Raw genomic sequence first — 23,580 nt, 5'->3', positions numbered from 1 at the left:
TGCCTCTTTGTTATTGGTCTTGGGCAAATGCGTTGAACGCAGTCAGCGCTAACGGTAGTGCTTCGCGGCAGAGAGAGCAAACACAAATAAACAGTATTTTGTTTTCTGTTGAAATTATTTACAGCCAACGAAAACCGCAAGATGTGGCCACAACCCTCTACGAACCTTGGTTCAATAGACACATTGCCGCTCTTTAGGCCACCTACAAATGGACATTTCTTCTATTAGTGATCATGTTCTAATGGAAAATAGCTAGCGAGCAATCCATAAGCCTGATTACCATTAGCTTGCTCATTAACTCCAAGGTGCGCTGACGATGACCCAATCCACCCTCGGCTTTGTCCTCCATGACGTTGCGCGCGAGGTGAAACATGGCTGAGCCGACATTGCAGCGCCCTGCCGTGCACGCCGAAGCCCGACCGCTCGAGCCCGTGGAAAAACCCCGGATGCAGGCGCCCGAGGCTTCCGCCCTTGATGGCGATGCTCAAGAACCGAATGACACGGCGCGCCAACGCTGGCGCATCGGTCTGTTTTTGCTGGCACCGATCAGTGTCGTGGCCTGCGCCGCCTGGTATGTGTTGGGTGGCCAGGTCGTGAGTACCGACAACGCTTATATCCAGGCCGAGCGGGTGGGAGTTTCAACCGATGTCGCCGGGATCGTCGCGGCCATTGAAGTCAGTGACAACCAGACCGTGAGCAAAGGCCAGGTCTTGTTCCGCCTCAAGCCCGAGCCGTTTGAAATCGCCGTGGCCAGCGCCAGGGCGCAGCTGGAGAACGCGCGCAACCAGATCCTCTACCTCAAGGCGAGCTACAACCAATCTCTGGCCGAAATCGCCCAGGCTGAAGCCAAATTGCCATTTTACCAGACCAATCTGCAACGGCTGGAAAAGCTGGTCAGCGTTGCCGCCGTCTCAAGGACTATCTACGACGACGCCCACCAGGACCTCGACAATACCCGTCAGCAAGTATCGGTCGCCAAGGCCCAGGCTGCCGCGGCGTTGGCCCAACTGGGTGGGCGCCTGGACAGACCACTTGAGCAGCATCCTTCCTACTTGCAGGCGCTGGCGGCCCTGAATGAAGCCGAACGCAACCTGCGAAACTCCGTGGTCATCGCCCCGTTCGACGGCGTCGTCACCAACGTTGACTCGCTGCAAGTGGGCGCGTATCTGCAACCACCCCAATCGGGCTTCAGCCTGGTCTCCAGCGAGCGACTGTGGGTCGCGGCGTCCCCGAAAGAAACCGAGCTGACCAACGCCCGGATTGGCCAGGGCGTCACCATCGAGGTAGACACTTATCCGGGTATCACCTGGCATGGCACCGTGGAAAGCATCAGCCCGGCCTCCAGTTCGAGCTTCTCCCTGCTGCCGGCCCAGAACACCACGGGCAACTGGGTGAAAGTCGTGCAGCGCATTCCGGTACGCATCCATATCGACGATGCTGTCGGCAAACCGGCGCTGCGCCATGGCATGAGCGCCGTGGTAGATATCGACACCGGCACCGCACGAGGCCTGCCCAAGCCACTGGCAAACCTGCTCGCACGCCATCATGAATGACGTGTCCGGACCGCTGCCGCCCTCGCCGCTGCGGGTACTGATCACACTGTGCGTGGTGCTGGCGGTGGTCATGCAGGCGCTGGACACCACCATCGCCAACGTCGCACTGCCCTTTATGCAGGGCAGCGTATCGGCCAGCGCCGATCAGATTAACTGGGTGCTGACTTCCTACATCGTCGCCACAGCCATCATGACGCCGCCCTCGGCATTCCTTGCCCGACGCTTCGGTCGCAAGCGCGTATTGCTGTGGTCGATCTTCGGTTTTGTATTGGCCTCGGTGCTCTGTGGCATCGCCCGCTCCCTGGAAGAAATCATCCTGTTCCGCCTGCTGCAAGGGGTGGCCGGGGCGGCATTGGTGCCCTTATCGCAAGGCATTCTGCTGGATATTTACCCGCAGAAAGACCGAGGGTCGGCAGTGGCCCTGTTCGGGGTATCGGTCATGGTCGGCCCGGTATTAGGTCCGATGCTCGGCGGCTGGCTGACAGAACACCTCAGCTGGCGCTGGGTGTTCTTCATCAACCTGCCTATCGGGTTGCTGGCCTTTATCGGCATGACCCGCTTCATACGGGAAACCCCGGCCGACAAGACTGCACGCCTGGACTGGCTGGGCTTTGGCTCGCTCAGCGTGGCGATCATGTCGATTCAATTGTTCCTCGACCGCGGCGAACAACTGGGCTGGTTCGACTCCGGGGAAATCATCCTGGAAGCGCTGGTGGCCGCCGTCGCTTCGTACATCTTCATTGTCCACACCTTCACTCATGACAAGCCCTTTATCAGCCTGAAGCTGTTCAAAGATCGCAATTACTCGGTGGCGGTGGTGTTTATCTTTATCATTGGCATCACCTACCTGGCCTCGCTGGCACTGATGACACCCTACCTGCAAACCCTGATGGGGTACCCGGTGCTCACCGCCGGCATGGTCATGGGGCCACGCGGACTGGGGACGATGCTCAGCATGTTCCTTGCCGGGAAGATCATCGGCAAAGTGGATATTCGCTGGATACTGTTTTGCGGTTTGTTGCTGTCCGCCTGGTCGATGTACATGATGACCGGCTGGACGCCGGCCGTGTCCATCGACACCATCATCTACGTCGGCTTTATTCAGGGCGCGAGCCTGGGTCTGTTGTTCGTCCCGCTGACCACCATCGCCTTTACCACCCTGCCCCCGCATTTGCGAGGCGAAACCACGGGCCTGTACAACCTGTCACGCAACGTCGGTTCGAGCGTTGGCATCTCGATCGTTACGGTGCTGCTGGCGCAAAACACCCAGATAAACCATGCCGAAATCGGTGCATACGTGACGCCGTTCAACCGCCTGTTCGATGCCTGGCCTGTCAACCATCAGCTCAATCCATTGACCGCCAGCGGGCGTGCAGCACTGGATGGCTTGATCACTGTGCAGGCCAGCTGGGTGGCTTACCTGGATGACTTCAAGCTGCTGATGTGGTTATCCATCGGCGTCATACCGCTGCTGCTGATATTCAGGACGGCGAAGTCTCAAGCGAATCAGGCCTCGTAGCGAAAACGTCCCACCGCCACATTCAGCTCATCGGACAGCTCGCGCAAAGACACCACGGCTCCGGATACCTGATGGGTGATCGCATCACCCTCGCCGGCCATGCGTGCGATGTGCTCGACGTTGGCCACGATGCCTCGCCCACCCTCGCTCTGCACGCTTACCGCATCGGCGATCCGGTCAACCCCGCGCGTAGAGTCACCCACCAGTTCCGTTGCCTGCTGCAGGGTGCTTTCCAACTCACTCAGCAGCCGGCCGCTTTCTTCCAATGCCACAGTGCCCGCGCTCAATGCCTGGTCGACGATCCCGGACTGGCTCTCCAGCTTCAACGTCAGCTGGTTGATCGAGTTGGCCGCCAGCGCAGAGCGTTGTGCCAGGTTACGCACTTCGTCGGCCACCACGCTGAAGCCGCGCCCCCTCTCTCCGGCACGCGCCGCTTCGATGGCCGCATTGAGCGCCAGCATGCCCGTCTGCGCGGAGAGGTCCTTGACCTGACCGATGCTGGCGGTAATCGCTGTCGTACTTTCGACAAAATCGCCCACCGAGCCGCGGATCGCGGAGAAGGCATGGCGCACGCTGTCGATTTTCTCAAGCAGTCGCGATAAGGCCAAGTGTCCATCCTGCGCACCGCGCAAACTGGCTTCGGCGCAGCTGCGCAGGCTTTCAGCATGACTGGAGATTGCCGCAATACCGTCGCTCATCTGCTCGATGGTCATCGACACCGCGCCCACCGCACCGGCCTGCGCCGTAGAGCTTTGCGCCACCCGCGCCGAAGCGCCCACCAGCTCCTCTGCCGAGGCGCCGACCGATGCCGCGACTCCGGCAACCTGGCGCATGGCCTGCTGGAAGCTATCGATGAGTTCGTTGAATGCTTGAGCCGTATGGGCAATCTCGTCTCGACCCATGACCCGCACGCGTCGGGTCAGGTCGCCATCGCGCAACTCGATCGACGCCCTCTCGATTTCCCGGATGGGCCGGATGATTTGCGCACGCAACAAAAGACTGACTAACACAGCCATTAAGCTGCCACCCAGCAGCACCGCCACGAGCATCCGTGAGACCTGCTGTTGTGTTGCGCCCGCCTCAGCGAAGGCGCCAGAGGTCAGCTCGGCTTGTAGACCCAACAGCCGGTTGAATTGACCTTGCAAGCCATTGTTGTCGGCACGCACCCGACCCAGCAGCGAGGCAGCCTGTATCTGGTCGCTCAAAGCAGTGCGCTTGAATTCGGCAAGCCCCTCGCCGACCACTGCGGCCTGCTCCTGCACCGCTTGATAGAGCGCTCTCTCCTCTTTGCCCAAGCGAGTTTCACGGGCCACTTTGTCCAGCCCGGCACGCATGTCGTCGACACTGGCCTGCATATCCTCAAGATATGACTCAAGGTCCTCCGCAGAAGCTTGACCACTGGATTCAAGGATGCGCGCGCCTGTGGCATAGGCGCCGACCATCGCCGCCTGCGAGGCGGCCGAGGTTTCTAACACTTGCCGATACTGCTGGAAACGCAACTGGTCGATTTCCTCGATTACCGCTTGTTGCTTGGCCAGCCCGCGATAGGCCAGACCCGAGACAACCAGAAGAGCGAGCACAAATAACCCGGGCAGCACGAGGAGCTTGGCGCCGATTGAGAAGCCTTTCAGAAATGGCATGTTGGTTACCGTTTTTGTTTTTATAGAGCATGACTAGGCAGGCAGTTTATCCTGCATTATTCTTTATACAGTATTTAATTCTATTATCAGAACGATATTGAAGGTTTGATGTCCCGCCATAGCGCCTTGCCTCCGCCCTGCAACTAACGCCTGGCGTAACCAAAGCCAGCCAACCAGCACTGGAACGAACAGCCCAGGTAAGCAGCGGCATTGCAAAGACCAAGGTCAGGTTCGATACCGCCCCCCACAGAATCGCCAGCGCCTTGATTAATTCCGCCGCCAGTACCGATGAATGCCGCAGCCCTGCGGCCTCATCGAGCCCGCGGCGACCTGCTCAGCCGTAAGCGAACGTCCATGTGAGGCTTTCAGCAAGTACTTACCTATTCAGGCGAGGGGAAGTTTTTCAATGAAGGCCGTGAATTCCGTTAAATGCGGAGTCACCGGGCAAGCAGGGAGGAACCCGCACCCTTCACGTAACGAAAAAATCGACGCTGACTGGTGTCCCCAATTGCAGACAAGTTTTTGAATGGCGCGGCCGAGGTACTGTGCTCAACAGGTGAGCCAACATCGAAGGATCGAAGTCGAAGGTCAGAAACCGAGATGAGCGAGGCAGTAAGGTTAGGACCGGATGTGAATACTTAATATGCAGTGGTCCATGCCCACTTCAGAGGAACAACTGCAAGTAATTTTGTGGGGGTAAAAAGAACAAAAATAAAAAAGGGTCGCGAGATAAAATCTCGCAACCCCTTGAATTATATGGTCGGGACGGAGTGATTCGAACACTCGACCCCTAGCACCCCATTCAGTTATGCATTATGCATCCCTGGTTCGCGCTGCGCCCCTATAGAATCCTCAAACCCAGTAAAACAAGGCCTTTGAGCGCTTCACTCTTCCAACGACCTCTATCCTGATCTACCCTTAGCTGACGAATTAGTGGGAGTAAATGTGGGAGTAAACTTATCAGGAGGTTGATTATGGCCAAGCTCACTGCCAAGGAATTGGAAGCACTGACCGAGCAGGATGTCGGCATCATCATACGCGACGAAGGCAGCCTCGCGGGCAGGGTTTCACTCCGCAAAAAAGGTATCGCCATCCCCTTTTACTTCCAGTTTCGCTGGGAAAGGATTTACACCCGCTTCTCGTGTGGTACCTGGCCAAACAAGTCGTTGACCGAAATCCGCAAGGAGCGCAACGAAGCACGAGACCTTTTAGCAAAAGGGATCAATCCTAATGAGAACAAGCGCGCAGGGAAGGTCAGACTGAAAGCGGAGCTGGCTGCACAACTCGCAGAAGCCGATCAGCAAAAATCTATGGAGCTAACGCTGCTAGACCTAGCGGGAGAATGGCTTCGCGATGGTGTGGCACGAAAGGATGGTAATGCCGAGCTACGGAGAAAATTCGCGAAAGATCTTTACCCCGCCGTTGGCTCAAAAGTCATCAGTACAGTCAGTGAGCATGACCTGCGGGGTCTGGTGCGTTCCGTCATGGCTCGCGGCGCTACTCGCCAAGCCATTAGTCTTTTTTCGGATATCGTTCAGATGTTTGGATGGGCCCAGAAACGACAGCCATGGCGAACACTGCTGATCGACGGAAATCCAGCAGACTTGGTCGAAATCGATAAGCTTGTACCCAGTGACTACCAAGAGGAACGTACTCGGACCCTCTCCTCCACCGAACTTCAAGAATTACACCAACGCTTTCAGAAAATGACTACCGACTATGCAGCGCTACCTGCCGGCGAGAAGTACGGTGGAATTCGCCCCCTGAAACCAGAGTCCCAACTTGCGCTTTGGATCTGTTTGGGAACGTTATGCCGGATCGGTGAACTGCTTCAGGCCGAATGGAAGAATGTCGATCTGGAGAACCATACCTGGTTCATCCCGAGCGGGAACGTCAAAGGCAGCCGGCGCAAAAAACAAGACCATTATGTTTTCCTCTCACCCTTTGCCCTGCACTTCTTTCAGGAACTCAAGACCATGACGGGCGATACTCAATGGTGCTTTCCGAACAAGCAGGATGATGGGCATGTGGACGTGAAAGTGGTGAGTAAGCAGGTGGGTGACCGCCAGGCCCGATTCAAAAACCGCAAAGCCCTCTCCAGACGTCGCCATGACGATACACTGGTGCTTGCCGACGGCCAGAATGGCGACTGGACACCGCATGACCTACGCCGCACAGGCGCGACCATGATGCAGGCCTTGGGGGTCAGCCTGGACGTCATTGATCGATGTCAGAACCATGTGCTTGCCGGCTCCCGGGTGAGGCGACACTATCTGCATCACGATTATGCCGAAGAGAAGAAACGCGCCTGGAATCTGTTGGGTGATCGACTCGGTGCCGTGTTGTCCTCAACCTACGAACACCCACCGACCGAGTCGATGATGTCTTTTCCAGCGTACGCGGCTACAGAGACATGGTCACCTTCATAGGTCTACCGTTAATCAGCGATTCCACTGGTAACCACGGTGAATTTCCGGCTGAACTCGAAGACCTCGCAGACCCCCGTGTGCCCAGCCGGAATCGATACGGCATCCCCCGCAACCATTTCGAACCTCTCACCAGTGTCCATAGTGATTGCGATACGACCTTCGATCAGCACAAAAGCCTCATCGTTTTCGAAGCGCCAATGAAACTTCGCAGGACGAGAGGTGAAGAACGCCACGGACTTGTGCGGGGTTTTCACGCCAACGGTTCGCAAGAGCTTCATCCGAGTGTCCGGATTGCCCTCGATCACATCATTGCCCAGCGGGTACTCAAGCCATCCATCGGGAGTGTCCAACGATGCCAGAACTACAGAATCGATCGGATTGGGGAGCTTAGGACGAGCAGTCATCTTTTCGGTGCCTCGTAGCGGAATAGGTGGATGTACGACTATGACAAGTGGCATAGTCGAGCCTGAGGCTACACCATAATATGACAGATGGCATAATTTATTAAGATGACTACTTCCACTCGTGACCGAATGATCGTCGGCGCTGCGGATCTACTGCGCCGCAAGGGGATGACTGCAACCAGCATGCGCGAGGTCGTGCGCCACTCGAACACGCCACGCGGCTCCATCACCCACCACTTCCCTGGCGGTAAGCGCCAACTGCTCGAAGCAGCCGTGGAGCACGCCGGCCGGGAAGTCAGCGAGCCGCTGGCACAGCTGCTGAGCAAACATGGCCCTGTGAAAGGCATGGAGCTCTTCGTTGCCTTGTGGCGAAAAACGCTTGAAGAGACAGCCTTCCAAGCCGGCTGTGCAGTGCTGGCCGTGGCGGTTGAGCAGTACTCTTCCGACCAGCGCGGCGAGCCTGAACCGGAGCTCGAAGCTCAGATCCAGCTGCAGTTACTGGATCAAGCCAACGCTATCTTTGGTGAGTGGCAGGAGATTGTCGGCCGGTCGCTGCAGGAGGCCGGAGTGACCGACGTTCGCTCACGCAGCCTGGCGCTGCTGGCCATTGCCTCTATCGAGGGCTCTGTTGCCCTGTGCCGAGCCGCGCGCAGCGCGGCACCGCTCGACCTTATCTGGCAGGAAGTGAAACGGAGTTTTGCACGGGAACTGGCCTAGCCACCAGCACCCGCGGGCTCCAGCTGCCGCAGTCCACGCTCAGTGACCGCATCTATGTATCTCGGATCGCCATAGATACGAGCCAGCAGAATAGCCCCTTCGAAATCAGCCACCAGCTGTCGCGCCAGATTCTGCGCGTCCTCCTGGCTGTGCCCGACGCTGTAGAGCTTGAAGAATGCGGCGGCCCAGTCATCCATGAAGTGCCGAATCGGCTTCATGAGATCGACCTTCCCATAAGCGGCATCGACTGCCACAACACCCATCAAGCATCCAATCGAGTCGTCCTGGAAGAGTTTCTTTGCCTTGCGCCCCATGCTTGTGAGTCGCTCCTGAGGAGTCAGGCTTTCATCGAAAGCGATGGAGAACAGCGATTGCTTCAAGCGCCCATGGGTCCACTCCAGCACATCCCTCAGAAGCGACTCCTTGTTGGGATAGTGATGGTAGAAGGACGCCTTGGTCAGCCCGCAAGCAACCGACAAGGCATCCATGGTGGTGCCGTGGTAGCCGAGACGCTTAAAAGTGTTGGCGCAGCGCTGCAGCAGTTCATCGCGGGATACTTTCAATGGGCGCACGGGGTAAACCTGCTCTCGATAATCCTCGCTGATTCTACGTCATAAGCCTTGCTGCAACAATTTGACGGTTACCGAATGTTTGTTTAGTTTCAGCTAACCGAACATTCGGTAAGTATCTTCAGCTTGGAAAAAACCAGGCAGCCCCTCATAAAGTCAGGAGAAGCTCTCATGAGCGAAGCAAACAGCGGTCCGGGTCGCGTCACTCGAGAGCAGCGTGGTCATCTGTTCCTTATCGGCCTCGACCGGGCCGGCAAACGCAATGCTTTCGACAGCGCCATGCTCAATGACTTGGCCCTGGCCATGGGTGAATTCGAGCGCAACGATGAAATGCGCTGCGCCGTCGTGTTCGCCCACGGCGACCATTTCACGGCAGGCCTTGATCTAATGGAGCTGACGCCGAAGCTGGCTTCGGGCGGCTTCAAGTACCCGGACGAGGGTATCGACCCGTGGGGTGTCTCGAAGCCGCGCCGCACCAAACCAGTGGTCCTCGCCGTGCAAGGCACCTGCTGGACCGCGGGCATCGAGCTGGTGCTCAACGCCGACATCGCAATCGCCGCCAGCAACACCCGCTTCGCTCACCTGGAAGTACTGCGCGGCATTCCGCCATCTGGCGGTTCCACCGTGCGCTTTACCCAAGCTGCCGGCTGGACCGATGCCATGCGCTACATGCTGACCGGTGAAGAGTTCGGTGCTGACGATGCTCTGCGTATGCGTCTGCTGACAGAGGTCGTTGAGTCCGGCCAAGAGCTGGTGCGCGCCATCGAGTACGCCGAGCGCATCGCCAAAGCCGCACCGCTGGCCATCAAGGCCACCCTGCAGTCTGCCTTCCAGGCGCGCGACGAGGGTGACGATGCTGCGCTCTCCAAGCTCAACGAACTGCTGTTCACGCTGATCAAGAGCGAAGACGTGCGTGAAGGCGTCATGGCGATGATGCAGAAGCGCGAACCGGTGTTCAAAGGTCGTTAAGCAATAAGGCAGGGGCAAGAGATGCTGCAGTACCAAGCACCACTGGAGGAGTTCAACTTCCTCGCTCACAAGGTTCTTCGACTTTCAGAGCTGTTGCCTCTGCTGCCAGAGCACCACCATATCGACGCCGACCTGTTCAGGGCCACTCTGGAGGTCGGTGCCGAGCTCACCCAAGAGCAACTGCTGCCCTTGAACGGCAGCGGCGATGCCGAGGGTTGCAGGCTTGAACAGGGTGGGGTCAAAACCCCACAGGGCTTCAAGTCAGCTTACCGCCTGTTTCAGGAGAACGGCTGGCCTGCTCTGACGGTCCCACTGTCCATTGGGGGGCAAGGTTTCCCAGGAACGGCAGGTGTCTTTTTTGACGAGATGCTCGCCTCCACCAACCTGTCTTTCAGCATTTTCGCCAACGTGCGCGAAGGTGTTCTCCGTTGTGTCGACCGATTCGGCGATGAGCGGGTTCGATCCCTGTTTTCCGACAAGCTAGCCAGTGGCGAATGGCTTGGCACCATGTGCCTTACCGAGCCTCAGGCTGGCAGCGATCTTGGTTTGATTCGCACGACTGCAGTCACACAGTCGGACGGCTCCTACCTCCTGAGTGGAACCAAGATATTCATCTCGAACGGCGATCACGACCTGACCGAGAACATCGTTCACCTGGTGCTCGCCAGAACGGAAGGGGCCCCGGCAGGTACTGGCGGCCTCAGCCTATTCGTCGTGCCGAAATACCAATTGGAGGTTCCTGCCTCAGCCAACGGGGTGTCGGTCATCGCGCTTGAGCACAAGCATGGCATTCGTGCCAACGCCACATGCGCCCTGGCATTCGAGAATGCCAGGGGCTACCGCGTCGGCGAATTGAACCGTGGCCTTGCCTGCATGTTCCTGCTGATGAACAGCGCACGGCTCGCCGTCGGTGTCCAAACCGTAGGTTTGACCGAGGTCGCTTACCAGAACGCGCTGCGCTACACCCAGGAGCGCTTGCAAGGCCGCGCGCTGAATGGTGCCACGCACCCCGATCAACCCGCTGACCCTCTGTTAAGTCATATTGGCGTCAAGTCGAGCCTTGTTCAGCAGCGGCTGTTTATTGAGCCAGCACGCTTGCTCTGCGCCTGGGTCGGCACCCTGCTTGATGAAGCGCGTTGCCACCCGGATGACGCGCGACGTAAGCAGGCCTCACAGCTGGCAGAGTTGTTGACCCCCATCGTCAAGGGCTACCTGTCTCAGCACGCGGGTACACATATCTCGTCCGCTCTCCAGCTGTTCGGTGGGCACGGTTACATCGTCGAAACCGGCATGGAGCAGCTGCTGCGCGATGCGGCCATCTGTCCGATCTATGAAGGCACAAACTACATCCAGTCTCTGGACTTGCTGGGGCGCAAGACCCTGAGCGATCAGGGACAGCGCTTGGGGATCTTCCTCAGCCACATCCCCGCGCTAGCCGAGCGTCTGCGCCAGCGTCCAGGACTGGAAGGGGTCGTCACGACCTTGGCGTCATGGGGGGCCGAGTTCGAACCATTGGTTCAGCAACTATCGGTCGATACGGTTTTCAACCGGGACGTTGTGGGTTTGGTTGCGCCGGACTTCCTTGAACTGCTGGGTACCGTTGTTTTTGGCTATTTGTGGGCATGGATCGCGGATGCCGCCGCGCCGTCAACTTCTGATGAAAAATTCCTCAGAAGCAAACCTGCCCTGGCCCGTCTGTATTTTTCCGAAGCCGAAGTACGTGTTCCTTCACTTATCGAAAAGCTGAAGCGCAATGCATCGCGTCTTGGGCTGCTCGAACAGATCCAACTCTGCTAGGGCGGACCACAGATGAATCGTTCAAATAAAAAAGATAATGAGAAACTGAAGTTAGTCAGTACCCGGCAGAGTGGCAGCGAGCTTGCTGACCTTGGGGTTTGCACCATAGAAGAGCTGCTGCAGCGTAGCGCTATGAAAACGCCTAAAGCCCCGGCCGTGTCGGCAATGGGTGCCAACATAAGCTACGAGCGATTACAGAATCTGAGTGCTGCGGTAGCGACCTGGTTGATCAACCAGGGGCTGCAACCGGGAGCTCGGGTTGCAGTCGCTTTGCCGAACATGCTCGCCCATCCGGTGGCGTGCCTGGGAATAATCCGGGCGGGTTTGATCGCCGTCTGTGTGAACCCTTTGTATACGCCGCAGGAGCTGGCGCAGGTTTTCAAGGACAGTGAAGTCAAAGCTGTATTTCTCTTCGAACCCATGGGCCAGGGTGTCCAGCAGGCCATGCTCAAGGCCGGTGTAAGTATTGCTGTGCAAGTCGCCCCAGGTGATCAACTAGGCTGGCGACGGACATTGGTTAATTGGGTAGCTCATCGACGCTTGGGTAGTAAGTTCACCCGCATAGAAGGAGCCGTCGACTGGCGCAAGGTCGTAGCGACTCGTGCGACCAAACTAAGTCAACGCGCGCCCATTACAGCCGAGCAGACGGCCTTCATAATCTATAGCGGTGGCACTACAGGGCAGCCCAAAGGAGTGCCCATCAGTCATCGGGCTTTGCTGTTCAACGTTGGCCAACAGCATTCGGCTCTGCGTCCGCATCTTTTAGGCAGGGCCGAGCCGGATTACGTGTTGCTGCTCGCGGTGCCGCTCTACCACATTCTCGGCCTGGGCAATCTGCTCTTCACCCTGACCAAAGGCGGTAAAGCGGTATTGGTGATGAATCCACGCGATACCACGGCGTTTGTCAAAGAGTGGTCCCGGCACCGCATAAGCAGTTTCCCCGGCGTCAACACCCTCTACAACTCGCTCCTGGAGAACGAAGAATTTCACTCGCAGGACTTCACGGACCTCGCTCTCTGCCTCGGTGCGGGCATGCCGGTCAGCGAGTCCACGGCCAAGTTCTGGCACCGGATCACTGGCTGCCATATCACCGAAGCCTACGGTATGACTGAAACCGGACTGATTTCCTGCAACCCGGCCGGACGCTCCCGCCCCGGCTCGGTAGGTTTGCCAGTAGCGGGAATTGAAATTTCCCTACGAAGCGAGAATGACGACGAGGTCACCGTCGGTGCCGGCGAGATATGTGTGCGCAGCCCCGCCATCATGGCCGGTTACTGGCGACGGCCCGAAGAAAACGCGTCTGCATTCACCAGCGATGGCTTCTTCCGCACGGGGGACATCGGTCTCTTCGACCCGGACGGCTATCTGCGCCTGGTCGACCGCAAAAAGGAAATGATCATTTCCTCGGGATTCAAAGTCTTCCCTTCGGAGATCGAGCGAGTTCTGAATGCTCACCCCGGGGTGATGGAGTCGGCGGTCGTGCCGGCTCCTGACGAGAAGGCCGGAGAAATACCCATCGCCTACGTCGTTCGTCGCCAACCCTATCTGGATGAGGCCCACGTGATCGCACACTGCGAAAAGTATCTAGTCAGCTACAAGCGTCCCCGCCGCATCATCTTCCGAGACGACTTGCCCAAGAGCAATGTGGGCAAGATTCTCCGAAAAGAACTGGTTGGCGCAGAACAGCAGGAGTGCTCTGAATGACTCTGCCTAATTCAGCCGCCACCTTCTCGGTGATTGATCAACTGACGCTAGTGGCCGACGACGGCTACCGCCTCGCCGCCACCCGCTATTCAGCACAGGGCAATCTGAAGGGCAACCTGATCATGGCCGGTGCGACCGGTGTGCAACAGCGTTTCTACCGCCGCTTCGCCGAGCATGCCAGTAAACAAGGCTTCAACGTCCTGACTGTCGATTACCGAGGTATCGGAGAGTCCAGGCCCACATCCCTGAAAGGTTTCGAGATGTCCTACCTGGACTGGGGCTTTCGCGATCTGGCAGCAGCCGTTGAGCACATGGACGATGGCAGGACTCCGCTGTTCTGGGTCGGCCACTCCTTTGGTGGGCATGCTCTGGGCTTGCTGCCCAATCATCACAAGATCACTTCTGCCTATTGCTTCGGTACTGGCGCCGGATGGGCCGGGTGGATGCCCAGGCTTGAAGCCTTCAAGGTTCGCCTGCTGTGGTCTTGTGTTCTGCCGCTGATCGTCGCGTACAAGGGCTACATGGCCTGGAGCATGCTGGGGATGGGCGATGACCTGCCGCTGGGTGTCTACAAAGACTGGCGGCGCTGGTGTGCCCACCCCCATTACTTCTTCGACGATCCCTCAATGGCTCCGGTCGCCAGCCTTTATGCAGAAGTCCGCATGCCCTGCGTCTTCGCCAATGCGGTGGATGACCCATGGGCGCCTCCTGCCTCGCGAGACGCCTTCCTCAAGGGTTATCGCAATGCTCCGTTGCTGACGCGTGATCTCCATCCCGAGACGAAAAAGCACCCCATCGGTCACATGGGGTATTTCCGGGCTTCAGCTACGGATGCCTGGGACGAGGTGCTCAACTGGTTTGCGGCGCAGAGCAACAGTACAACGACGCAAAGTCGCGCTGGCACGGGATGCCGCTGATGAGCACCACCGCGCCACGCACAGAGTTTTCTGCATCCGCCAAGGTATTCCGCTCACTGGTCGAAAGTCGGCGCGCAGTGCGACGTTTCACGGCCGAAGCGGTGCCCAAGGCGGTTATCCAGGAGTGCCTGGAGCTGGCAATGCTGGCACCTAGCTCATGCAATCTGCAGCCTTGGTCTTTTCATGTCGTACGCAATCCCGATCTCCTGCAACAACTGCAGCCTGTGTGTTTGGGCCAGAGCGCTGCGAAAGCACCGCTGATCATTGCCGTGTTCGCACATTCGAACACCTGGGAACAGGCATGTGCCGATGTACTCAGGCTTTGGCCAGAACCCGCTGTGCCCAAGGCGATTGAGCATTTCTACAAGAACAGCGCCCCATTCCAGTACAACCAGGGCTGGTTGGGTTGGCGCGGTTTGCTCAAACGACAGATGGTCAGGCTGATGGGCTTCAGGCGCCCCGTCATGCGCACGCCCAATAGCCTGGAACAGATGCGACTCTGGGCCGTGAAGTCGACAGCGCTGGCGGCGCAGAACCTGATGCTGGCGTTCCAGAGCCACGGCTACAGCACCTGCCCCATGGAGGGCTTCGATGAGAAGCGTCTGAAGCAGGTGCTGCCCGTTCCGAAAGGCGCAATCCCAGTCATGCTGCTGGCGGTCGGGATGCCGGGAGAACGCGCGGTCTACAACCCACGGTTGCGCTTCCCGCTCAATCAGCGCGTGGCGTGGCATTGATCATCCGCACAGAACAATAACAAGAGGGCTAGCTGCTATGGCTTTTACCCAAATCGACTACGAGACACACGGCCCTATCAGGGTCATCCGTTTCAATCGCCCAGACAAGCGCAACTGCATTGGGCCAACCACCCACTTGGAGCTGGTGGAGGCCTGGACACGTTTCCGGGATGACCAGAGTGCTCTGGTTGCGATCATCACTGGTGCCGGCGACAAAGCTTTCTGTACCGGTGGAGACCTTGAGGCAGGATTTGACCTGGTGCCTTCCACCGCGGACGAGATTGCTGCGCACGACCGCGGCGAGCGCCCGGGTATTCTCGGACCCAGCCGTTGGACGGACATCTACAAGCCCGTGATCGCTGCTGTGAATGGCGCTGCCTACGCCGGCGGCCTGGAATGGGCCTGCTTCGCAGACATGCGCATCGCCGAGGAGCACGCCTCCTTCGGTGTGACCTGTCGCCGCTGGAACATTGGCCTGGCCGATGGCGGCAGCCAACGCCTGCCGCGCATCGTGGGGTTGGGCAGGGCAATGGAGCTGATCCTGACAGGCAAGGTCATCTCGGCCTCTGAAGCCCTCACCATCGGCTTGGCCAATGAAGTGGTCCCCAAAGGGCGCTCACTGGAGCGTGCGATGGAACTGGCCAAATTCCTCTGTGCCCTCCCTCAACCCGCCATGTGCGCGGACAAGGAGGCCGCGATCCGCGGCTATGGTCAACCCCTGGCTGAGGGCTTGCGCATCGAGGCGGAGTGCTTCAACCGTTCCATCCATCAACCCGAGACCCGCGAGGGGCTGCGTCGCTTTCTTGAGCGCGATCATCCCGACAGACGCTCCGATGCACCAACTAAGACGCCAGGTTTGATCAGGGACTGAGGAGAACACCATGCGATTTAACCTTTTGCTTCAACTACATCTTTTCGCCGTGGCCTTCTGGCTGGGCGTCGTAGCGGTCGAGTACCTGCTTGAACGCACCCGAGCACAGAGTCGGAGTCAGGGCTTCACAGTCGCCAGGCTGCACAGCCAGATCGATCTGTTCTTCGAGATGCCCGCCTTCAGCGTGGTGCTGGTGACCGGATTGCTGCTCATCGAGCCTGCGCGCTTCGACGGCATTTATGCCCTAAAAGTTGTGGCAGGAGGCATCGCTGTTCTCGGCAATGCACTGTGCCTTGTGCCCGTACTGAAGCGACGTGCATCCGCAGAGACAGACGACCTCGCCGATGTCATTTATCAGTCCAAGCTGATCGACCGGATCTCCTTGCTGGCCATCCCGGCTGGGCTAATGGCACTCGCCTGCGGTGTCTATTTGATGGTACTTCGCTGACCCTTTGATAGGTCACGTGGGCTGCGGAGGGTTGGTCACCGACCTCTGATAGACGAGTGACATCTGCACCAGCAGAGCCATGATGGGCTATTCGCGCGTCGGTTCCCAATTGCTATTACGTACTTTACGCACCTGGTCATTCGAGGGTTTTGCCGACGCCGGTTCGACCGGTTTACTATTGTTCGGGTTGCTTCGCAATCGCGGTATGAGGGTGCTTCTTTCGGGATGAATGGGTCAGGCAGTTGCCCGATCCGGTTGATTATCAGTGCCGTTGCGTAGCATCGCCTACCAGCTTCACCGCGACGTTACCTGAGCCATTCCGGCCGGAGTCAAACGGCTACATGTTGTCAATCCGGCATCACCTCCCTTGCAATCAATGCCCCCGGATACTGAATCACCCGCCCGGCCAGCCTATGGCCTTCGGCAGCTGCATGTTGTGGAGTGCCGCCGTCCAGCCTGCTGGCGAGATAACCCGCGTTGAACGAATCGCCAGCGGCCGTGGTATCAACCAAGCTCAGTCACACGAGCAGAGAACCCCTGCTGGTCCTTGTTAAGCAATACTGCCTTGAAACTCATGAGCAATCCCCACGGATAATGATTTGATGCCTCACCACGCCGGCTTATGCTGACATGACGAAGTCAGGTAGAACGAACTGACCGAGTTCCTCAATGACCTCACCTGCGGGGCGTTGGCCGTATTTCAAATTGATGATCACATGGTTAACGCCGATCTCCTGCAAGCTGTGCAGCAGCGGGATCAGGTGATGTCGCCCCAGTTGATAGCCCAGGTGGATCGGCCGAGGTGGTGTCTGCGGGTTATCTGTCAGGTCGATGTATAGCGACTGGGTGAAGGGTTTGAACAGTTCACCACATTCGGCACGAACCGCCTTGCGCCAGTCCTCGACAATCAGCTGCTGAGTCTTCGGTGCACGCGGATAGCTGATCCAGCCATGACTGCAGCGGGCGATCCACTCCAGCGTCTGGCGGCTATGGCCGGTGACGAAGAAAGGAATTTCCGCCGTCGTCGGCTTGGGAATCAGATCGGCCCCCTCAAGCGTGCCGCCGGACCAGGTCAAAGGCACGAAACTGCTGCGCTGAACCTCGCGAAATACCTTGAGGTATTCGCGGAACAGGCTGTCGCGTTGCTCCGGGTCGACACCGAATGCCGGAAACTCTACTGGACGGTCACCGGAAGCCACGCCGAGTAACAGGCGGCCACCGCTGAGCTGATCGACACTAGTTGCGGCCTTGGCGGTGTGTAGGGGATTGCGGATTGGCAGGATGACCGACGCGGTGCCCAGCGCAATCGAGCGAGTGTGTGCCGCCATAAAACCCAGGTAGACCCAGGGATCGAAGACCTGGCCCGAATCACCGAAGCTGGGGTCGCGTAACGGCACGTCGCGAAACCAGAGGGCAGAGAAACCCAGCTTCTCGGCGCGTTGGGCCAGGTTCACTTGGTCGAGCATACTCGGCGTATCGCCGGTAAAGGCTTCGAGGGGGAAGAAAAGACCTAGGCTCAGGCGGCCTTGGCGGTAGGTGTGCTGAAAGCCAGGTTGTTGCTGATAGGGAATGGAATTCGGAGTTAACATCTTCTCTCCTACATATTTCAAAATATAGATTTTGAAGGGCTGAAAAAACGCCTGCGAGCAGGCATCAAATCAGCGCTTTCAAGGCCACCTGGAACGCCGCGATGTTCTGCTCATGGCGTTTGTAATAAGTCCAGGGACCGATGCGTTGTGAGGTCACCAGTTGCGCCCGCTGCAAGGCAGCGAGATACAGCGAGACGGTCGACTGCGACAGGCCTACCCGATCCTGGATGATGCTCACGCAGACACCGACCTGCTCAGGATCCACCTCCTGCTCGGGGAAATGATGACGCGGATCCTTCAGCCAACTGAGGATGTTCAGGCGTGTTGGGTTGTCTAGCGCCTTCAGCGCTTCGCTTACGTCGATACTCATAGGTCACGCACGATAACTATTTTTTGCTATATTACGATATGCCCGCTCAACCGACAATGCGCCGGCCCCCGAACCGTATCGCTCGGGGGCCGGCACCTCGAGCGGACTATCCGCCATAGGTCGGATAGTCGGTGTAGCCGACAGCGGTTCCGCCGTACATGCTGGCCGGATCGACCGGGTTCAGCGGCCAGCCATTGGCAATCCGCTTGGGCAGGTCCGGGTTGGCGATGAACGGACGGCCGAAGGCGACCAGATCGCCCCAGCCCGCCTCGAGCACACGCTTGCCTCGCTCGGCGGTGTATTTGCCGGCATAGAGGATGCGCCCGCTGAAGACCTCGCGCACCGCGCTGCGGAAGCTTTCCGGCAGCTCCGGTGCGTTTTCCCAATCCGCCTCGGCCAGCGACAGGTAAGCGATGCCGACTTCTTCCAGCACCTTGACCGCTTCGACATAGGTCTCGTGTGGGTTTTCTTCGACCAGGCCGAGATATACGCGGGCCTCGTCGGTGCTGGCGAACAACGGGGCGAAACGCACGCCGAGCCGGTCTTTACCGACCACCGCGGCCACCGCCTGGGTCACCTCACGGAGGAAGCGCAGGCGATTTTGCAACGAGCTGCCGTACTCGTCGTCGCGCTGATTGCTGTGCGCGGAAATGAACTGGTTGATCAGATAACCGTTGGCGGAGTGGATTTCCACGCCGTCGAAACCGGCGTCGAGGGCGTTGCGAGCGGCCTGTGCATAGAGCTGTACCAGCTCCTTGACCTCGGCGGTGGTCAGTGCACGTGGCATCGAAGGCGGCGCCAGGGCGCCGGTGCCGGGACCTGTCTCGATGAATACGCTGACGCCCTCGGCCGGGATCGCCGATGGCGCCACCGGGGCTTCGCCATTGGGTTGCAACGAGGTGTGCGAGACCCGGCCGACATGCCAGAGCTGAGCGAAGATGGTGCCGCCCTCGGCGTGTACCGCATCGGTCACTTTGCGCCAGCCGAGGATCTGTTCGGCACTGTGGATGCCCGGGGTCCAGGCGTAGCCCTGGCCGCGCGGCTCGATCTGGGTGCCCTCGGTGACCATGAAGCCGGCACCGGTACGCTGGCGGTAGTAGGTCGCCATCAGGTCATTGGGAATGTTGCCTGGCTGCGAGCTACGCGAACGGGTCAGCGGCGGCAGGACGATGCGGTTTTTCAGGCTGTAGGGGCCCAGCGTGGTGCTTTCGAAAAGAATGGAATCTTTCATGTGTAACTACCTATATATTTGCGTTTGTAGATAAATAGATGCTAGTGCCTGGACAGGCACCTCTCGAGCGCTCCGTTTAGAACAGGCCGGTGGACGTCCAAGCCCAGTCGCGTCCCTGCCGCCGCAAAGCGGCAGGGACGCGACTGGAGCGCCTTGTTGGGTTTGCTTAGCCGGGTAGCTTGGCCGCCAGGACGTCAACCTTCTCGATTGACGGCGGTTTGGCAAACAGCTCGGCAGCCTTTGCCATAAGCGCCGCTGCGACCTTGCCCGAAAGATGAGCCTGCCGACCTGCTTCATCCGGGAAGGCGTCAAAGATGCCAAAGGTGGACGGCCCCAAGCGGATTCCGAACCACGCCGTAGTGGCTGGCTCTTCCTCCACTATTGGAAGGCCATTCAAGAGAAAGTTCTCTACCTCTTTCTCTTTCCCAGGCTTTGCTTCCAGACGAACGAACAACGCTACTTTGACCATGACGTACCTCCTGTTGTTACGACGACATCACCATGCGTGACGTATTCCAGTAAGCCCAACGCGATATTCGCCGATTTGCCGCCCAGCTCCAGCGTGGCGGGGATGAAGGGGCAGCGTCGAGTCATTTCCGCAGTCGCGGGAAAGGCGACTCTGCCCTCTCCTGGTCTTTCACGAACTGCCTCTACCGAGATACCGTGACGACGATCTTGCCGAACTGCTGGTTCGATTCCATGTAACGGTGCGCTTCGACGATCTGCTCGAAGGGGAAGGTCTTGGCAATGATCGGCTTCAGCTGTCCGGCCTCGAGGCCGCGCGTGATAAAGGCTTGCGCAGGCGCCAAGCGTTGCGGATCACCGGTCAGTTCGAACAGCGTGTAGCCGCGCACGCTCAGGGCCTTGTTCATCGCTACCAAGGCCGGGAACGGCGTCTCCTGACCGCTGAGATTGCCATAGATGAAAAGCAGGCCCTGCTGACTCATCGCTTGCGCCAGTGTTTCGACTTGCGGCCCCGCGACCGGGTCGAAGGCGATGCGCGCGCCGCGGCCGTCGGTGATCCGCATTACCTCCGCGACCAGGTCCTGCTCCTCGGTGGCGATCACATGCGCCGCCCCCGCCTCGCGTAGCGCCGCCTCCTTCGCGCGCGTCCGGGTCGTCGCGATCGGAATGGCGCCGACGCTGTTGGCGATCTGGATCGCGGCCAAGCCGACGCTGCTCGAAGCCGCCGTGATGATCACCGCATCACCGCGCTTGAGTTGGGCAATCTCGATCAGTGCGCCATAGGCGGTCAGATACTGCATCCAGATCGCCGCCCCCTTCACCGCGCCGACGCCCGCCGGCCGCTTCAGAACCCCCGTGGCCGGCACGATCGCCTGCTCGGCATAGACGCCAAACTTGTTCATGGAAAAAGCCGGAATCACGCTGACCGCTTCGCCAACCTCGAAGCCGTGAACGCCGCTGCCCAGCGCCTCGACGATGCCGGAAGCTTCGTAGCCGAGCCGGGCCGGCAGATGCGTCGGCTCCAGGTACACACCCGAGCGGAACATGGCTTCCGCGCGATTCAGGCCGATCGCCTCGACGCGGATGCGCAGCTCGCCGGAGCCCGGAGCGCCAACTTCGAGCTCTTCGATCTGCAAGACTTCGGGGCCGCCGATCTGATGAAAACGGACAACACGGGTCATTTTGGGTCTCCTTCTATTGAGGGATGGGAGCAGCGAGCCAGCCCTTGGCTGGCGCAGGTTAGCCGCCCCGCGCGTTACAACGTCGCTTCGGTCTGTGTGTCCGGTGCGTGGCTACTTCACGGACATGCAAATGCTATTCGCCATATATAGATTTGTAAATATGTAATTTTAATAATTTTATGCCCGTCCCTGCTCCCCCTATCTACGCTGCCTATGAACTCTCCCTGTCGAAAAAAATGCTGCCATCCGCTAAGTGCGCCACGGCGTGGTTCGCTCTTCGCCGGTCATCTGGGTCGCCTATGTAATCATGCCGTTATTTGCGCTCGCCAATGCCGGCGTAAGCCTTGATGGCGTCAATCTGGCCAATGAAGGCTCTTTGACGGTCATGCTCGGTGTGTCGTTGGCACTGCTCCTGGGCGCAAGAGCGCCAGCTATTCAGCCCAGCAGGTTTGCCTCACTCGGACGGCCGGGTACCTGGCAAACCTTCGGCTACTTTCATGCACGAAGGCAAACGCATGACAAACACCCACACTGACCACCACAGCCCGTGGTCTGTCTTTCTCATCTTTCTGCGCCTTGGACTGAGCTCCTTCGGCGGCCCCATCGTGCACTTAGGCTATTTCCGTGACGAGTTCGTCACACGACGGCGCTGGTTGTCCGAACGCAGTTATGCAGACTTGTTGGCACTGTGCCAATTCCTGCCAGGGCCTGCAAGCAGTCAGATCTGGATGTTATCGATCGGTGCCAAAACCATGTACTGGCCGGATCTCGGGTGAGACGTCACTACCTGTATCATGATTACGCCGAAGAAAAGAAGCGCGCTTGGAACCTGCTGGGTGATCGACCCAGTGCAGTTTTGTCCTCCACTTACGATCATCAACCGACCGAATCAATGATGTCTTTTCCAGCGTACGCCGCCACTGGATCACTACCACTTTCATAAGCCGGCATCATTAGTGCTGAGTTCTCATAGATTCGTAGATTACGTCCATGCAGCGACCCAGCACTTCATTAAACAACCAGCGAAAGAGATCGCTGTCGCGAAAACGGCCGTGTGGATTTTTAAAACGTCGAATGATTGGGTATTTCATCTTCAAGGCTCAACCGGCAGAACCAGCGATACGCCATATTCAATGGGCCTTCGCACAATCGCGGCTCTGAGCGAATGCCGTAGCAATAGCCCACGTCCAGCATGCAGATCATCAGTTCAAGATCAATCGACGGACAGACGGCCTATCTAGCTATAGAAATCCGCGAGAAGCGGACATCTAGCGTGAAATCCACGACTGCCATTCTTGGGTCGTGTTTCCCCCGGAACTCGTACCAGAGCCAGTCAAAACTTTGTGGGATAACACATCCAGACAGTGCTCACAGTTTCCTTGGGTGTCCCAGGATCGCGCGTGGATATCGACTGTACTGACCGTGCTAACAAGCAAGGTCAAGCTCCTGCAAAACCTTCCCCCCACTAAGTAGTGGGGTGCAGCCGCGAGGGGGGGGGGCTGAGCAGAAGACCCACAGTGACCGCGCACGGGTCCTGGGGTTAAGCCTGATGTTGGCACGCAGGGCTGGGGCGAACGCAACGCTATAGGAGCTTCCAGGTATAACTGAGGACGACGCGATACTCGTCAATATCAGTTCTGTAATTAGACCGCGCTACCGCGTCGCGAAGCCTGATGCCGAATCCCTTGACAGGCCCGCTCTGGAAAACATAAGACATATCGATATCGCGTTCGCTGTCTTTACCTTCATAGCCGCGCCCTGTCTCAACGTTGTTCCCCACGACGTATCTAGTCGAAAACAGCAGGCCCGGTACCCCCACCGCCGCAAAGTCATAGTCGTAACGCACCTGATAAGACACCTCGTCTTGTGATGAAAAGTCATAAGTGGGCAGTTCATTGGCCAAGGGCGCAATATTGGCGAACACCCGGGGGAACGCGGTGTCACCGTACATTCTTTGGTACCCTACGGTCACAGCATGCCCGGACCTTGCCACCCCGAGTGTGCCATACAGAGCGCGGTTATCGACCTTCCCGATTAGGTGATCACCATCTTCAACAGCATCATACTGTGCCAACGTACCGCTTAGTGACCAACGCCCCACTAACTGCTTATGCTTAATGCCAACATAACTCTGCCGGTAAATGTCCTCCAGTTGGGCGTACCAACCACTGACGGTGGTACGTGACTCATTAAAACTATAGTCACCCCCCATATAATTAAAGGCATCACTGGGCGACGCGCGTTGCGGGATATAGCCCAACATGGCGATCAATTTTTCGTCCCCGGCTTCATTTCGAAGGCTAGTCGATTTGATACGCCCGCCTTGAAGGGTCAGTCCAGCAAGTTCGCTACTGGAAAAGGAGACACCCTGATAGGATGGTGGAAGCAACCGAATGTCGCTGAAGGGCAACACGGGAATGTCGGGTTGAAGTTCACCCAGTCTCAGCTCGGTTTTAGAAAACCTGGCTTTTAA

At 58.3% G+C, this 23,580-nt stretch carries 20 protein-coding genes and 5 pseudogenes; 14 read left to right on the top strand and 11 right to left on the bottom strand.

The features are described from left to right. Positions 1-371: 371 nt before the first annotated feature. Together ORL50_RS20300 and ORL50_RS20295 are read left to right on the top strand one after the other, a co-directional pair. Positions 372-1,553 (top strand): HlyD family secretion protein, encoded by a 1,182-nt coding sequence (locus tag ORL50_RS20300; RefSeq protein WP_057005024.1) that lies wholly within the window; start codon positions 372-374, stop codon positions 1,551-1,553. Continuing rightward, a complete protein-coding gene (locus ORL50_RS20295; RefSeq protein ID WP_194690353.1) occupies positions 1,546-3,072 on the top strand; it encodes a DHA2 family efflux MFS transporter permease subunit in 1,527 nt (508 codons plus the stop codon). Before ORL50_RS20300 ends, ORL50_RS20295 begins: the two co-directional genes overlap by 8 nt. Here ORL50_RS20295 and ORL50_RS20290 read toward each other — a convergent pair. Then, complete coding sequence (locus ORL50_RS20290; protein ID WP_149417029.1) at positions 3,060-4,712, bottom strand: methyl-accepting chemotaxis protein; 1,653 nt, start codon at positions 4,710-4,712, stop codon at positions 3,060-3,062. The two genes, ORL50_RS20295 and ORL50_RS20290, sit on opposite strands and share 13 nt — an antisense overlap. Positions 4,713-5,686: 974 nt before the next feature. Here ORL50_RS20290 and ORL50_RS20285 point away from each other — a divergent pair. Continuing rightward, positions 5,687-7,141, top strand: a complete 1,455-nt coding sequence (locus ORL50_RS20285; RefSeq protein ID WP_150578560.1) for a tyrosine-type recombinase/integrase — start codon at positions 5,687-5,689, stop codon at positions 7,139-7,141. Positions 7,142-7,149: 8 nt separating this feature from the next. Here ORL50_RS20285 and ORL50_RS20280 read toward each other — a convergent pair whose 3' ends face one another. Beyond that, positions 7,150-7,545, bottom strand: a complete 396-nt coding sequence (locus ORL50_RS20280) for a cupin domain-containing protein (protein WP_050587208.1) — start codon at positions 7,543-7,545, stop codon at positions 7,150-7,152. A 105-nt stretch (positions 7,546-7,650) separates the two neighbouring features. Here ORL50_RS20280 and ORL50_RS20275 point away from each other — a divergent pair, with 105 nt between their 5' ends. Beyond that, entirely contained in the window at positions 7,651-8,262 is a 612-nt protein-coding gene (locus ORL50_RS20275; protein ID WP_032902047.1) for a TetR/AcrR family transcriptional regulator, read from the top strand. Here the strand turns inward: ORL50_RS20275 and ORL50_RS20270 are convergent. After that, entirely contained in the window at positions 8,259-8,834 is a 576-nt protein-coding gene (locus tag ORL50_RS20270; RefSeq protein WP_032902049.1) for a TetR/AcrR family transcriptional regulator, read from the bottom strand. The genes ORL50_RS20275 and ORL50_RS20270 overlap by 4 nt on opposite strands. 168 nt (positions 8,835-9,002) lie before the next feature. Between ORL50_RS20270 and ORL50_RS20265 the strand changes: the two genes are divergently transcribed. From ORL50_RS20265 to ORL50_RS20235, 7 genes are read left to right on the top strand one after another with little or no spacing between them, the layout of a single operon-like run. Next, complete coding sequence (locus tag ORL50_RS20265; RefSeq protein WP_032902051.1) at positions 9,003-9,800, top strand: crotonase/enoyl-CoA hydratase family protein; 798 nt, start codon at positions 9,003-9,005, stop codon at positions 9,798-9,800. Between the two features lie 21 nt (positions 9,801-9,821). After that, positions 9,822-11,597 carry an acyl-CoA dehydrogenase family protein gene (locus ORL50_RS20260; protein WP_050587209.1) on the top strand — a complete coding sequence of 592 codons (1,776 nt, stop codon included), beginning with the start codon at positions 9,822-9,824 and terminating at the stop codon, positions 11,595-11,597. A 12-nt stretch (positions 11,598-11,609) separates the two neighbouring features. After that, a complete protein-coding gene (locus tag ORL50_RS20255) occupies positions 11,610-13,301 on the top strand; it encodes an AMP-binding protein (protein ID WP_032902052.1) in 1,692 nt (563 codons plus the stop codon). Next, positions 13,298-14,218, top strand: coding sequence for an alpha/beta hydrolase family protein (locus tag ORL50_RS20250; protein ID WP_032902053.1), 921 nt, complete (start codon positions 13,298-13,300; stop codon positions 14,216-14,218). Before ORL50_RS20255 ends, ORL50_RS20250 begins: the two co-directional genes overlap by 4 nt. After that, positions 14,218-14,952 (top strand): nitroreductase family protein, encoded by a 735-nt coding sequence (locus tag ORL50_RS20245; RefSeq protein ID WP_032902085.1) that lies wholly within the window; start codon positions 14,218-14,220, stop codon positions 14,950-14,952. The genes ORL50_RS20250 and ORL50_RS20245 overlap by 1 nt, the downstream gene beginning before the upstream one ends. Before the next feature lie 37 nt (positions 14,953-14,989). Continuing rightward, positions 14,990-15,823 (top strand): enoyl-CoA hydratase/isomerase family protein, encoded by an 834-nt coding sequence (locus ORL50_RS20240; RefSeq protein WP_150578559.1) that lies wholly within the window; start codon positions 14,990-14,992, stop codon positions 15,821-15,823. A gap of 10 nt (positions 15,824-15,833) precedes the next feature. Beyond that, a complete protein-coding gene (locus tag ORL50_RS20235) occupies positions 15,834-16,271 on the top strand; it encodes a hypothetical protein (RefSeq protein WP_032902057.1) in 438 nt (145 codons plus the stop codon). Between the two features lie 347 nt (positions 16,272-16,618). On the opposite strand, the pseudogene ORL50_RS20230 reads toward ORL50_RS20235, so the two are convergent. From ORL50_RS20230 to ORL50_RS20205, 6 genes and pseudogenes are all read right to left on the bottom strand, one after another. Further along, positions 16,619-16,783: pseudogene (locus ORL50_RS20230) on the bottom strand (PfkB family carbohydrate kinase); the annotation flags it as partial. Positions 16,784-16,891: 108 nt separating this feature from the next. Then, on the bottom strand, positions 16,892-17,860 hold the full coding sequence (locus ORL50_RS20225) for an LLM class oxidoreductase (RefSeq protein ID WP_044275553.1): 969 nt from the start codon (positions 17,858-17,860) through the stop codon (positions 16,892-16,894). A gap of 64 nt (positions 17,861-17,924) precedes the next feature. Beyond that, the gene (locus ORL50_RS20220; RefSeq protein ID WP_017735055.1) at positions 17,925-18,230 is read right to left on the bottom strand and encodes an ArsR/SmtB family transcription factor; all 306 of its coding nucleotides are present in this window, start codon (positions 18,228-18,230) and stop codon (positions 17,925-17,927) included. 106 nt (positions 18,231-18,336) lie between these two features. After that, positions 18,337-19,461 (bottom strand): alkene reductase, encoded by a 1,125-nt coding sequence (locus ORL50_RS20215; protein ID WP_032902060.1) that lies wholly within the window; start codon positions 19,459-19,461, stop codon positions 18,337-18,339. A gap of 166 nt (positions 19,462-19,627) precedes the next feature. After that, positions 19,628-19,930: a putative quinol monooxygenase gene (locus ORL50_RS20210; RefSeq protein WP_150578558.1), complete on the bottom strand. Its 303-nt coding sequence runs from the start codon at positions 19,928-19,930 to the stop codon at positions 19,628-19,630. Positions 19,931-20,111: 181 nt separating this feature from the next. Then, positions 20,112-21,107 (bottom strand): zinc-dependent alcohol dehydrogenase family protein, encoded by a 996-nt coding sequence (locus tag ORL50_RS20205; protein ID WP_032902064.1) that lies wholly within the window; start codon positions 21,105-21,107, stop codon positions 20,112-20,114. A gap of 289 nt (positions 21,108-21,396) precedes the next feature. Between ORL50_RS20205 and ORL50_RS20200 the strand changes: the two are divergent. The 3 pseudogenes from ORL50_RS20200 to ORL50_RS20190 all read left to right on the top strand — a co-directional run. Next, a pseudogene (locus tag ORL50_RS20200) lies at positions 21,397-21,525 on the top strand (Na+/H+ antiporter NhaA); the annotation flags it as partial. Positions 21,526-21,622: 97 nt separating this feature from the next. Then, positions 21,623-21,838, top strand: a pseudogene (locus tag ORL50_RS20195) (chromate transporter); the annotation flags it as partial. Continuing rightward, positions 21,832-22,050: pseudogene (locus tag ORL50_RS20190) on the top strand (site-specific integrase); the annotation flags it as partial. The pseudogenes ORL50_RS20195 and ORL50_RS20190, both read left to right, overlap by 7 nt. 46 nt (positions 22,051-22,096) lie before the next feature. Here the strand turns inward: ORL50_RS20190 and ORL50_RS20185 are convergent. Together ORL50_RS20185 and ORL50_RS20180 are read right to left on the bottom strand one after the other, a co-directional pair. Continuing rightward, positions 22,097-22,331, bottom strand: a pseudogene (locus ORL50_RS20185) (transposase); the annotation flags it as partial. Between the two features lie 358 nt (positions 22,332-22,689). Continuing rightward, the coding region (locus tag ORL50_RS20180; protein WP_266017552.1) for an OprD family outer membrane porin at positions 22,690-23,580 on the bottom strand (891 nt) is incomplete at its 5' end.

The sequence above is a fragment of the Pseudomonas sp. RIT-562 genome (genome assembly GCF_026241895.1).
Lineage (GTDB): Bacteria > Pseudomonadota > Gammaproteobacteria > Pseudomonadales > Pseudomonadaceae > Aquipseudomonas > Aquipseudomonas mandelii_F.
The sequence above is the reverse complement of the archived record's forward strand: the minus strand, read 5'-3'. Positions and strand labels throughout refer to the sequence as shown.